The organism is Salmonella sp. 741265116_PST, assembly GCF_046567715.1.
GTDB lineage: Bacteria > Pseudomonadota > Gammaproteobacteria > Enterobacterales > Enterobacteriaceae > Salmonella > Salmonella enterica.
This window is the reverse complement of the sequence record NZ_JBKFPH010000023.1, coordinates 37,195-48,941: the sequence shown is the minus strand read 5'-3', so window position 1 is coordinate 48,941 and position 11,747 is coordinate 37,195. Positions and strand designations below refer to the sequence as shown.

General features: G+C 43.9%; 11 protein-coding genes. 4 read left to right on the top strand and 7 right to left on the bottom strand.

What is annotated here, in order from left to right:
- Positions 1–2: 2 nt before the first annotated feature.
- On the bottom strand, positions 3–1,199 hold the full coding sequence (kbl, locus tag ACLD11_RS15985) for a glycine C-acetyltransferase (protein WP_001213790.1): 1,197 nt from the start codon (positions 1,197–1,199) through the stop codon (positions 3–5).
- Between the two features lie 202 nt (positions 1,200–1,401).
- On the opposite strand from kbl, the gene rfaD reads away from it, so the two are divergent.
- From rfaD to rfaL, 4 genes are read left to right on the top strand one after another with little or no spacing between them, the layout of a single operon-like run.
- Complete coding sequence (gene rfaD, locus ACLD11_RS15980; RefSeq protein WP_000587771.1) at positions 1,402–2,334, top strand: ADP-glyceromanno-heptose 6-epimerase; 933 nt, start codon at positions 1,402–1,404, stop codon at positions 2,332–2,334.
- A gap of 2 nt (positions 2,335–2,336) precedes the next feature.
- Positions 2,337–3,383: an ADP-heptose--LPS heptosyltransferase RfaF gene (rfaF, locus tag ACLD11_RS15975; RefSeq protein WP_080095183.1), complete on the top strand. Its 1,047-nt coding sequence runs from the start codon at positions 2,337–2,339 to the stop codon at positions 3,381–3,383.
- Positions 3,383–4,336, top strand: a complete 954-nt coding sequence (gene rfaC, locus ACLD11_RS15970; RefSeq protein ID WP_001264622.1) for a lipopolysaccharide heptosyltransferase RfaC — start codon at positions 3,383–3,385, stop codon at positions 4,334–4,336. Before rfaF ends, rfaC begins: the two co-directional genes overlap by 1 nt.
- A 39-nt stretch (positions 4,337–4,375) precedes the next feature.
- The gene (gene rfaL / locus ACLD11_RS15965; protein WP_411015101.1) at positions 4,376–5,590 is read left to right on the top strand and encodes an O-antigen ligase RfaL; all 1,215 of its coding nucleotides are present in this window, start codon (positions 4,376–4,378) and stop codon (positions 5,588–5,590) included.
- Positions 5,591–5,646: 56 nt separating this feature from the next.
- Here the strand turns inward: rfaL and ACLD11_RS15960 are convergent, their stop codons facing one another.
- The 6 genes from ACLD11_RS15960 to waaB all read right to left on the bottom strand — a co-directional run bounded on the left by ACLD11_RS15960 (position 5,647) and on the right by waaB (position 11,678).
- Complete coding sequence (locus tag ACLD11_RS15960; protein WP_411015100.1) at positions 5,647–6,792, bottom strand: lipopolysaccharide N-acetylglucosaminyltransferase; 1,146 nt, start codon at positions 6,790–6,792, stop codon at positions 5,647–5,649.
- Positions 6,793–6,871: 79 nt separating this feature from the next.
- The gene (gene waaZ, locus ACLD11_RS15955) at positions 6,872–7,681 is read right to left on the bottom strand and encodes a 3-deoxy-D-manno-oct-2-ulosonate III transferase WaaZ (protein WP_015406237.1); all 810 of its coding nucleotides are present in this window, start codon (positions 7,679–7,681) and stop codon (positions 6,872–6,874) included.
- A 149-nt stretch (positions 7,682–7,830) separates the two neighbouring features.
- On the bottom strand, positions 7,831–8,529 hold the full coding sequence (gene rfaY, locus ACLD11_RS15950; RefSeq protein WP_411015099.1) for a lipopolysaccharide core heptose(II) kinase RfaY: 699 nt from the start codon (positions 8,527–8,529) through the stop codon (positions 7,831–7,833).
- A gap of 22 nt (positions 8,530–8,551) precedes the next feature.
- Positions 8,552–9,562: a lipopolysaccharide 1,2-glucosyltransferase RfaJ gene (rfaJ, locus tag ACLD11_RS15945; RefSeq protein WP_411015098.1), complete on the bottom strand. Its 1,011-nt coding sequence runs from the start codon at positions 9,560–9,562 to the stop codon at positions 8,552–8,554.
- A gap of 17 nt (positions 9,563–9,579) precedes the next feature.
- The gene (gene waaO / locus ACLD11_RS15940; RefSeq protein ID WP_411015097.1) at positions 9,580–10,593 is read right to left on the bottom strand and encodes a lipopolysaccharide 3-alpha-galactosyltransferase; all 1,014 of its coding nucleotides are present in this window, start codon (positions 10,591–10,593) and stop codon (positions 9,580–9,582) included.
- Between the two features lie 5 nt (positions 10,594–10,598).
- Complete coding sequence (gene waaB, locus ACLD11_RS15935) at positions 10,599–11,678, bottom strand: lipopolysaccharide 1,6-galactosyltransferase (RefSeq protein ID WP_000683985.1); 1,080 nt, start codon at positions 11,676–11,678, stop codon at positions 10,599–10,601.
- Positions 11,679–11,747 lie beyond the last annotated feature (69 nt).

Sequence of the window (11,747 nt, the reverse complement as noted above, 5' to 3'; positions counted from 1 at the left end):
CCTCAGGCAATCACGCCCAGTTGTTTACCAATACGCGTGAACGCGTCTACCGCACGCGTAATTTGCTCAGGCGTATGCGCCGCAGACATCTGGGTACGAATACGCGCCTGACCTTTTGGTACGACCGGATAGAAGAAACCGGTAACGTAAATGCCCTCTTTTTGCAGTTCGCGGGCAAATTTCTGCGCGACAACCGCATCTCCCAGCATTACCGGGATGATGGCGTGATCCGCGCCTGCCAGCGTAAATCCCGCGGCAGACATCTGCTCACGGAACTGCCGGGCGTTCGCCCACAAGCGATCGCGCAGTTCTGCGCCCGCTTCCACCATCTCTAACACTTTAATAGAAGCCGCCACGATCGCCGGCGCCAGGGAGTTGGAGAACAGATATGGGCGGGAACGCTGACGCAACCACTCAACGACCTCTTTACGCGCCGCGGTATAGCCGCCGGATGCGCCGCCTAACGCTTTGCCCAGCGTACCGGTAATAATATCTACGCGGCCCATTACGTCGCAGTATTCATGGGAACCGCGACCGTTTTCGCCGACAAAGCCTACCGCGTGAGAATCATCAACCATCACCAGCGCATCGTATTTATCGGCCAGATCACAGACGCCTTTCAGATTGGCGATGACGCCATCCATTGAGAACACGCCGTCGGTGGCGATCAGGACATGACGCGCGCCGGCTTCACGCGCCTCTTTCAGCCGCGCTTCCAGCTCAGCCATATCGTTGTTGGCATAGCGATAGCGCTTCGCTTTACACAAACGCACGCCGTCAATGATAGACGCGTGGTTCAGCGCGTCGGAAATAATGGCGTCTTCCGCGCCCAGCAACGTCTCAAACAAGCCGCCGTTAGCATCGAAACAGGAGGAATACAGAATCGCATCTTCCATGCCGAGGAAGCTTGCCAGCTTTTGCTCCAGCGCTTTGTGGCTGTCCTGGGTGCCGCAGATAAAACGCACGGACGCCATACCGAAACCGTGGCTGTCCATGCCCGCTTTTGCGGCATTAATCAGCTCAGGGTGATTCGCCAGCCCGAGATAGTTATTGGCGCAAAAGTTAATAACGTGGCTTCCATCCGCCACGGTGATATCCGCCTGCTGCGCAGATGTAATAATGCGCTCTTCTTTAAACAATCCTTCCGCCCGGGCGGTTTCCAGATCGTTGGTTAACTGTTTGTAAAAATCCCCACGCATTGCGATTCTCCAGACTGGGCAAATTTCAGCACATATTACCCAAAGCGATACGTTGATACGAGATGACGCGTCATCACTTCTTTAAAATGCAGCATAAATCACGCGTATCCTCACGGGTTATCAGTGAATGGATGAATAGTGTTATGATAAGAGCATTCATGTCTGAGACAGTCTCTGACACCATAATTCAAAGGTTACAGTTATGATCATCGTTACCGGCGGCGCGGGCTTTATCGGCAGCAATATCGTTAAGGCCCTGAATGATAAAGGTATCACCGATATTCTGGTGGTGGATAACCTGAAAGACGGCACCAAGTTTGTAAACCTGGTGGATCTGAACATTGCTGACTATATGGATAAGGAAGATTTCCTGATCCAGATTATGTCCGGAGAAGAGCTCGGCGATATCGAAGCTATTTTCCATGAAGGCGCCTGCTCTTCCACCACCGAGTGGGACGGCAAGTATATGATGGATAATAACTATCAATACTCCAAAGAGCTGCTGCACTATTGTCTTGAGCGCGAAATCCCGTTCCTCTATGCCTCTTCTGCCGCCACCTATGGCGGTCGCACGTCTGATTTCATCGAATCGCGCGAATACGAAAAACCGCTTAACGTTTACGGCTATTCTAAGTTCCTGTTTGATGAATATGTGCGCCAGATCCTGCCAGAAGCGAACTCGCAGATTGTCGGTTTCCGCTATTTCAACGTCTATGGACCACGTGAAGGCCATAAAGGCAGCATGGCAAGCGTGGCATTTCATCTGAATACACAGTTAAACAACGGCGAAAGCCCGAAACTGTTTGAAGGCAGCGAAAACTTCAAGCGCGACTTCGTTTACGTGGGCGATGTGGCCGCCGTTAACCTGTGGTTCCTGGAAAGCGGCAAGTCCGGCATCTTTAACCTGGGCACAGGCCGTGCGGAATCTTTCCAGGCCGTCGCCGACGCGACGCTGGCATACCATAAAAAAGGCAGCATTGAATACATTCCGTTCCCGGATAAGCTGAAAGGTCGCTATCAGGCGTTTACGCAGGCGGATTTAACCAATCTGCGCAACGCGGGCTACGACAAACCCTTTAAGACCGTCGCCGAAGGCGTCACGGAGTATATGGCCTGGCTGAACCGCGACGCGTAAGTATGAAAATTTTGGTCATTGGCCCGTCCTGGGTGGGCGACATGATGATGTCGCAAAGTCTCTATCGCACGCTTAAAGCGCGCTATCCCCAGGCGATAATCGACGTGATGGCGCCCGCCTGGTGCCGTCCGTTGTTATCGCGTATGCCGGAAGTTAACGAGGCGATACCCATGCCGCTGGGCCACGGCGCGCTGGAAATCGGCGAGCGTCGCAGATTGGGCCATAGCCTGCGAGAGAAGCGCTACGATCGCGCCTGGGTGCTGCCAAATTCGTTTAAATCGGCGCTGATTCCTTTCTTTGCCAATATCCCGCACCGTACCGGCTGGCGCGGCGAAATGCGCTATGGCCTGCTGAACGATGCGCGCGTCCTTGATAAAGACGCCTGGCCGCTGATGGTGGAGCGCTACGTGGCGCTGGCTTATGATAAGGGCGTGATGCGCACGGCGAAAGATCTGCCGCAGCCGCTGCTCTGGCCACAGCTCCAGGTTAGCGAGGGTGAAAAGTCGTTGATGTGCAGCGACTTTTCACTATCTTCTGAACGTCCTCTGATCGGCTTTTGCCCCGGCGCGGAATTTGGCCCGGCAAAACGTTGGCCGCACTATCACTACGCCGAACTGGCAAAGCAGCTCATTAACGAAGGGTATCAGGTCGTGCTGTTTGGCTCGGCAAAAGACCATGAAGCCGGAAATGAGATCCTGGCGGCGCTGAATAGCGAGCAGCAGGCATGGTGTCGCAACCTGGCGGGGGAAACCCAGCTGGAACAGGCCGTCATTCTGATAGCCGCCTGTAAAGCCATCGTCACCAACGATTCCGGGCTGATGCACGTCGCGGCGGCGCTCGACCGCCCGCTGGTCGCCTTGTATGGCCCAAGTAGCCCGGATTTCACGCCGCCGCTGTCTCATAAGGCCCGGGTGATTCGTCTCATTACGGGTTATCACAAAGTGCGTAAAGGCGATACGGCGCAAGGCTATCACCAGAGCCTGATCGATATCACGCCGCAGCGGGTTAAGGAAGAGCTTCATTCGCTGTTGTCGGAAGAGGGCGTTTAATGCGGGTTTTGATCGTTAAAACATCATCAATGGGCGACGTATTACATACCCTGCCTGCGCTTACCGACGCGCAACAGGCGATTCCGGGGATTCAATTTGATTGGGTTGTCGAAGAAGGGTTTGCGCAAATTCCGTCCTGGCACAGTGCTGTCGATCGCGTGATTCCCGTCGCTATTCGCCGTTGGCGCAAGGCCTGGTTTTCCGCGCCCATCAAAGCGGAACGCACAGCCTTTCGTCGGGCGGTATGCGCAAACCAATACGACGCTGTGATTGATGCGCAGGGGCTGGTAAAAAGCGCGGCGCTGGTGACGCGTCTGGCGCATGGGATAAAGCACGGTATGGACTGGAGTACCGCCCGCGAACCGCTGGCCAGCCTGTTTTATAACCGTAAACACCATATCGCAAAGCAACAACATGCGGTTGAACGGACGCGCGAGCTGTTCGCCAAAAGTCTGGGATACGATAAACCGCAGTCGCAGGGCGATTATGCCATCGCAAAACATTTTCTGCATTGCCAGCAGGCGGTCAGCGATCCGTATGCGGTGTTTTTACATGCCACGACCCGCGATGATAAACACTGGCCGGAAGCAAACTGGCGCGAGCTTATCGGCCTGGTGGGCAACACAGGATTACGGATAAAACTTCCCTGGGGCGCGCCTCATGAGGAGGCCCGGGCTAAACGACTGGCCGAAGGCTTTGACTATGTGGATGTATTACCGCGCATGAGCCTGGAGGAGGTCGCCAGAGTGCTGGCTGGCGCAAAATTTGTCGTATCGGTTGATACCGGCCTGAGCCATCTCACCGCCGCGCTCGACAGACCGAATATTACGCTATATGGCCCAACGGACCCTGGGTTAATTGGAGGTTATGGGAAGAACCAAATGGCATGCTGCTCACCAGAACAAAACCTGGCGAATTTAGATGCCACAAGCGTATTTGGAAAGATTCATTAAAGAGACTCTGTCTCATCCCAAACCTATTGTGGAGAAAAGATGCTAACCACATCATTAACGTTAAATAAAGAGAAATGGAAGCCAATCTGGAATAAAGCGCTGGTTTTTCTTTTTGTTGCTACGTATTTTCTGGATGGTATTACGCGTTATAAACATTTGATAATCATACTTATGATTATCACCGCGATTTATCAGGTCTCACGCTCACCGAAAAGTTTCCCTCCTCTTTTCAAAAATAGCGTATTTTATAGCGTAGCAGTATTATCATTAATCCTTGTTTATTCCATACTCATATCGCCAGATATGAAAGAAAGTTTCAAGGAATTTGAAAATACGGTACTAGAGGGTTTCTTATTATATACTTTATTAATTCCCGTACTATTAAAAGATGAAACAAAAGAAACGGTTGCGAAAATAGTACTTTTCTCCTTTTTAACAAGTTTAGGATTACGTTCGCTGGTTGAAATTGTCTTTTATATTCAGGACTATTCCAGGGGGGTGATGCCATTTACAAACTATGACCATCGACATATATCTGATTCAATGGTTTTTCTGTTCCCGGCATTGTTGAATATCTGGCTATTCAGAAAAACATCGCTCAAACTCGCTTTCTTTGCGCTGAGCGCCGTCTACTTGTTCTTAATGTTAGGCACCTTGTCGCGGGGAGCATGGCTGGCAGTTTTAGTGGTGGGCGTTTTATGGGCGGTTTTGAACCGTCAGTGGAAACTAATGGGAATTGGCGCTGCTATCCTGGTTATTGCTGGCGTTTTAGTTATCACTCAGCAAAGCCATAAACCGGATCAGGAGCGACTACTGTATAAATTACAGCAGACAGATAGCTCATATCGTTATACTAACGGAACCCAGGGCACCGCGTGGATACTGATTCAGGAAAACCCGATCAAGGGCTACGGCTATAGTAATGATGTTTATGATAGTGTTTATAATAAACGCGTTGTCGATTATCCAACGTGGACCTTTAAAGAATCTATCGGTCCGCATAATACCATTCTGTACATCTGGTTTAGTGCTGGCATATTGGGTCTGGCGAGCCTGGCCTATTTATATGGCGCTATCATCAGGGAAACAGCCAGTTCTACCTTCAGGAAAGTAGAGATAAGCCCCTACAATGCTCATCTCATGCTATTTTTATCTTTCGTCGGTTTTTATATCGTTCGTGGTAATTTTGAACAGGTCGATATTGCTCAAATTGGTATCATTACCGGTTTTCTGCTGGCGCTAAGAAATAGATAAAAAAACGCGCTGATACTTATTACGGTATCAGCGCGTTTTCCATCGTCATGACTCAATCACTTGTCAAACCAGCTTTTCATTTGTTCCTCGAAACGCTGCGCTACATTTTCCCAACTGTATTTTGAAAACACCAGGGATTTTGCTTTTTCGGCAATCTGGTGGCGTTCCTTATCAGCAAGCGCACGGTTAATATCATTAATTATACTGTCGCTCGACATAGGTTCTGCGAGGTGATAGCCTGTTATGCCATCTAACACAAATTCGCTAATCCCCCCTTTTTTGCTGGCAAGAACCGCTTTTCCTGCTGCCATCGCTTCTACAGCCACCATGCAAAATGCTTCTTCAACCTGAGACGGCACAATAACCAGATCGGCTATATGATAGAAGTTATGCATCTGGTCAGGAGATTGCCCCCCAGCCATAATACAATCAGTTCCAATCTCTTTTGCGGCGTCCAGTACTTTCTTTTGATACTCTGCTTTTTCACCCTTGCGGCTTGCATAAGGGTCGCCAACAACGACAAGTTTAATATTACTTTTTAAGGTACGTAATTTTTTGAACGCCTGCAAAAGCAACAGGATGCCTTTATCAGGCGAAATTCTCCCGGCATATAAGAGAACGGTGGCATCTTCCGCAATATTTAATTGCTGACGGAGGTTATTTTGTGGGTTTCTTTTATAAGTCTCAGCACAAAAACCATTAGGCACAATACTAACAGCAGCAGCGGGCAATCTTTCTTCATAAAACGCTTTAAGAAACTGACTGGGCACGATAATTTTTGCATCATTATCAGGAAGTTCTGGTTCAAATGCGTTATGCATGTGCATAACCAGTTTTGCATTCGGATTACGCTCTCTGATCTGCCGATACAGTTTCATACTATTATGAATAACAATGACGCTATCTTCCTGGGTAGTCACTTTATCTCTAATATTAAGGATGCGCTGGGAATAGGGTAGTGGGTCGAGACGAGTCCATTTCTGAAAAAGACGCTTATAAACTTTACTAAACCCAATGTAATGAATATCACAGTTATCGTTTATTTTATTATATTCAGGATAGCCAGCATTCTTTATACAAGCAATAGCATTCGGTATTGATAGTCGTTTTGCAACCTGGTAAATCCAGGTTTCTACCGCAGCCGCGCCACGTGGAGGAATTGAAAATATAGGAGTAACAGTAAATATGATTTTTTTAATCATAATAGCTATAATCCAGAATAGTTAACTTTATAGAAAAAATGCGTGTCGAAGCAGCGCAAAATAATGATTTTTTTAGTATCTAGACAATTTTATCGTAATATATTTCACCCTCAAGTTCCGAGGCTGTAATATATGGAATAATATCGTAATGAATTGCAGTATCATCTGATAAATTAAAGATATTTAAATCACTCACATTTTTTCTCATAAAAGTAAAAAATGGCAGTATTTTAAACAGGTCTTTACTAAGCTCAGATGGCATAGGGCTGGTAGATTCGTCATAAAAACGTGGGCAACTCCCTGTTAAGTCAAGCCCAGAACATATAATACGGCCATACTTGAGGGAATAGGCAACCTGAATAGCGGTATAAGCAATAGTATGGCAAGAGCAATACCCGATGCTGATATCCTTGCAAAATCCAGCCAGTCGCCCTCTTTTCGAAAGGGGAACTGAAATAAGTAATGCTTTATGAACCCGCTTGAGGATATTAAATTTAATTTTCTTTAAAAAGCCCCCTTTTTCTCGGCGATAAAAGGAGCGAATAATTAAACAGTTTTCTTCAATATATTTTTGATCATCCACTGAAGCCTGTTCGTACACATCAAGATTGACGATAGTAAACTGACTGTTACGGCTAAAGTTATAAAAATCTTCGCGCCGGCGATGGAGGAAGCGAACATCCGTCAGAAGGTACAAAAATGGCTTGACGTTATTGTTTAGCAAATATTGAACAGAACCATTGACTGCAATGACATCTTTCATTCGTAACAAGGACAGCGGCGTCTTTCTGGACGTAGGACCAGAAAGAAAAATAATACAATCTTCAGCCGTTCTTTTCGCAATAAGTTGCAGAACATCGGCGTGAGTTATGAAGTTAACGCTGCCCATAAAAAACTCGTATGTTTATCATGCAACCTATAAATAAATGTTATATTCAATAACTAATATTACATCTCAAATTCTCTCAAGTATGTCATAACGCTACAGCAAATAAAAGTCAGTCAGCCCCTTAAATTAAACCAAACGTGCTACATTGATCAGCGCTTTTCCTTACCCTTAATACGACGAAGGAAATTTCGAAGTTTTTTCTTATAAATCAATAAGTAAAATCCGATATCTCTCACATTATTTTTGATACCATAATGTCTTTCTAAATCAATACGATCCTTTGCTTTTCGTTGTCTGGAAGGTCTTTTTCCGGACAAATCGATAATTCTGATCTCATTGCCTTGCAGGATAAAGTTACCTTTATGGGGATCGCCCGAAACCATACCATGCTGATGCAGAGAATATATCGACTGTTTGATTTTTTCTCTCACCTCGCCAGAAATTTCTGGCATATCAACAAGTTCAATACCTTCAATATACTCAATTAGCATCACGTATGTTTTTACATAGCGTAATGTTTTAATTTCCGCCAGCAGGTAAAAATCATTAAGCGCCGCAAACCCTTCACGCCGCACACGATCTGTCTGACGAAAAAGCTTTTCGTAGTAATCTCCTTTTACTAACGATTTGAAAAAGCGTTCAGTATTTTTTACTTTTGGACTAAATACTTTGAGAATATATTTTCCGTAGTCTGTATTAACCAATACAACTTTTGTATCTTCTATATTACGGAAGACTTTAATAACCTGATGATTATAAGATAGAAAATCTTTGAATATCTCAATGTATTTTTCACCGTCTTTTTTGACAAAGACGGTATAGTTTTTAACCTTTTTTTCAATAATCATAATGAAGATTTAGGGAAGGAAATTATTTGTGGAAAAGTTTACGATAAAGATATGCGCTTCCAGCCAGAAGGCCTTTAAAGTAATGACCTTGCACGAGAAGATGTTTATATCGCTTCTTAAATTCAACTATGGTACGCGCATCTTTTGCGGGAAAATCTTTCCAGGGCGAATTCAACCGTGCATTTTTATAATAGATAACTGAAGGATAATTTGCCCAGGCATGCCATGGTTTTGTAGCGCCCGTATAATGAATTAAAATAGTGTTATCATTAATTATATTGCTATATTTTTTATGTGACTTATCTTTTAACTCACTTTTGATAGTATAAATAGTATTATACGGTCGCGGTAGAAAAATAACTTTGTCCTGTAGAAGAATATTCAAAACATCCTGATCGGGATATTTAAAAGAGTCAGCCTCTTTACCTGCCAGAAGTAAAAATGCCTTTTCAGTTAAGGCATTCTCTTTCCATAATTTCAGGTTAACAAAAACCACGCCGGAGTTAAAATAACCACCTTGTAAATTAAATGCTCTTAATCTCTCATTTACCTTATTCTGGATGGAATCAACATCTTTTACGACCGCAGCAATCTTCTCTGTCAAATCAAGCTGTAGAAGACCTTGCAAAGATCCTTTGCATACAACATCGGCATCCAAATAAAGTAAGGTGTTTACCTTCTTGCTGAGATAATCGAAAGCAAATAAACGAAAATACATTGCTCTCGACCATACTTTAGTTTGAGGCAATACCTCAAGGCTTTCTACTTTAATAAGATAAAGAGAAATTTTTATGTGATGCTGTACGGCTAAACGCTCTATATATTTTACAAAACACGGGGAGTATGAATCACAAATAATGTGAAAAGCGAGCGGGATATTATTGTTTAATACAACTGAAGCGATTGATACCCCCACACCATCAAGATAGTTTTCATCAACGCCATAAGAAATGTTTAATACGTTATCATCATTATTATTACTTTCATCAAAAACTTTATATTCGGCTATTTCTATCTCAGGAAATGAATCCATTACATCACCTATGGGTTTTATTCAAGAAGTTTACGTTTAAAGTAGGCTATATAATAATTTATACCCGAAGTATAATGCTTCTGATTAAACATATGCTTTGCCGCATAACGTAACTGATGGCTAGTGACTGGATTTAAAAGTGTACAATGAGACCATGGTGAGTTGCTCTTAGCCTGTAAAAAATATTGTGACACAGGGTAACCCCCCCAACTATGCCAGGGCTTCGTTGGTCCGATATAATGAACAAATACAGTCTCATCATCAACTGGATTAATAACTGAATCTTTTAATTCATAGTTAAGACTAAATTGCGTATTAAATTTTTTATCAACAAAACGCGCTTTATTCACTAACAATATATTTAATACATCCTGATCAAGGTGCGTTATGCGCTGTACTACCTCCGGATCTTTTAGCATATCAATCGCTTTCTTAGAGATATTTTCTGCGGTCCAAAGAGGTATGTTAATTAAAATAAAACCGGCATTAAAATAGCCAGAAACCAGCCCAGGCGTTGCCAGGCTAACCGAGCGCTTAGTCCACCATCCCAACTCGCCTTCAGCAACGACAGCAGCAATCTCATTTTCAGCGAAATTAAGATCAATAAGTTCCTGAATACTCCCCTTACATGCAATATCTGCATCCAGATAAAGTACTCTATCTGTTTTATCTGAAAAATAATCGGCGATAATGAATCTAAAGTATGTTGCATAGGTCCAGTTTTTGGTACTGGGTAGCGATTTTAAGCGCTCACAGTCGATTAGGTAAACAACAATCTGCGTAGCGTACTGTTTTGCTAATGCCTCAAATCGCTGCTGGTCTTCAGAGTCAAAGAAATCGGTAAAAACATGGAAAGCTAACGTCTTATCTGGGTTAGCGAGGAGAACCGATGCAATAGAGACACCACAGCCAAAAAGAAAGTTTTTATCAATCCCATAAGCTATATTAAATTTATCAGCATCACTATGTTGTGCATAGTTATAATCTAAAGTCTGTTGAATGACTTCTTCTTCAAAATATTTTCTGCTCATAGTGATCACTTTTGTAATTTCGAGAATATCGCATTATTAAAATTTTTAAAATATAGCACATCGTAAAATCTCTCAATCGTGCCGGGAATAATATCATGCTGATATTTTACTTCACCAGAAATAACACGATTAAGGTGTCCTACAAAATCATCTATAGCCCCCGGGGTATAAAGCTCACCATTCAAACCGGGTTTAATCATATCGCGCGGACCAGACATACAATCAGAACTAATACACGGAATTCCATATGACATTGCTTCCAGCAGGGTCATAGGGAATCCCTCAAATGCAGAGGTAAGTAGTAACGCGGTGACATTTTTTATTTTTTGCTGTACAACTTGCCACGGCGCGCTTTGCCAACCATACCAGATCACACGCTGCTCAATACCAAGCTCCCGACTATAGGACTGGCACTTTTCAAAATCTGAGCCATCACCAATAATATGTAACTGCCATTCCCCTGTCGTACGAGCTAAGCCATCAAATAAATCTTTAACTCTTTTCTGCCCTTCAAATTTAAGACGCCCTACATAGAGAAATACAGCGGGTTTATCGCGCTCAGGCGGCGGCACAATGATTGTTTTAATAGAGACAGGATTATAAACGACGCTAATATCTTGCGCTGAGATACCCCGTGCCATCATCTGTTCTTTAATACCACTACTGATGGCCAGATGATAATCCGCGTACGTTATACATTCTGCATGTTTTTTATGGTCGAGCGAAAAATGCGGCCACGAGAAAATAGTAAACTGTTTACCACTTTTCTTTCGTGCTTTATTGGCATAAAGACATGAGATGACATCAATACATATCACAATATCTGGTGATGTTTCTTTCAGCCATTGACTAAAATTATAAACATGCTTAGCTCGACGAAGAAAACTTAATTTTATATTTGAGAATGATTGCGCATATTTAATCTCTTTTAGCCATGCTTTATCCATTTTGTCATTACGACAAAAGAAAAACATTTCACAGTTGATTTTCGGAGAGCTATTTTCAAACGTATGGATAACGTTGCTAATAACGGTTTCCATCCCTCCGAAGCCAGATACCGCTTCACCAATAAACGCTATTTTCAATGAACCCACCATTTTTTTGTCACTGATGTCATCTGGTCATCGTTGTTTTTATATTTTGTAAGAATAAAA

Excerpts from the sequence above, each read along its gene's own strand:
- kbl (WP_001213790.1), bottom strand. The coding sequence starts at position 1,199 with ATGCGTGGGGATTTTTACAAACAGTTAACCAACGATCTGGAAACCGCC.
- rfaD (WP_000587771.1), top strand. The coding sequence starts at position 1,402 with ATGATCATCGTTACCGGCGGCGCGGGCTTTATCGGCAGCAATATCGTT.
- rfaF (WP_080095183.1), top strand. The coding sequence starts at position 2,337 with ATGAAAATTTTGGTCATTGGCCCGTCCTGGGTGGGCGACATGATGATG.
- rfaC (WP_001264622.1), top strand. The coding sequence starts at position 3,383 with ATGCGGGTTTTGATCGTTAAAACATCATCAATGGGCGACGTATTACAT.
- rfaL (WP_411015101.1), top strand. The coding sequence starts at position 4,376 with ATGCTAACCACATCATTAACGTTAAATAAAGAGAAATGGAAGCCAATC.
- ACLD11_RS15960 (WP_411015100.1), bottom strand. The coding sequence starts at position 6,792 with ATGATTAAAAAAATCATATTTACTGTTACTCCTATATTTTCAATTCCT.
- waaZ (WP_015406237.1), bottom strand. The coding sequence starts at position 7,681 with ATGGGCAGCGTTAACTTCATAACTCACGCCGATGTTCTGCAACTTATT.
- rfaY (WP_411015099.1), bottom strand. The coding sequence starts at position 8,529 with ATGATTATTGAAAAAAAGGTTAAAAACTATACCGTCTTTGTCAAAAAA.
- rfaJ (WP_411015098.1), bottom strand. The coding sequence starts at position 9,562 with ATGGATTCATTTCCTGAGATAGAAATAGCCGAATATAAAGTTTTTGAT.
- waaO (WP_411015097.1), bottom strand. The coding sequence starts at position 10,593 with ATGAGCAGAAAATATTTTGAAGAAGAAGTCATTCAACAGACTTTAGAT.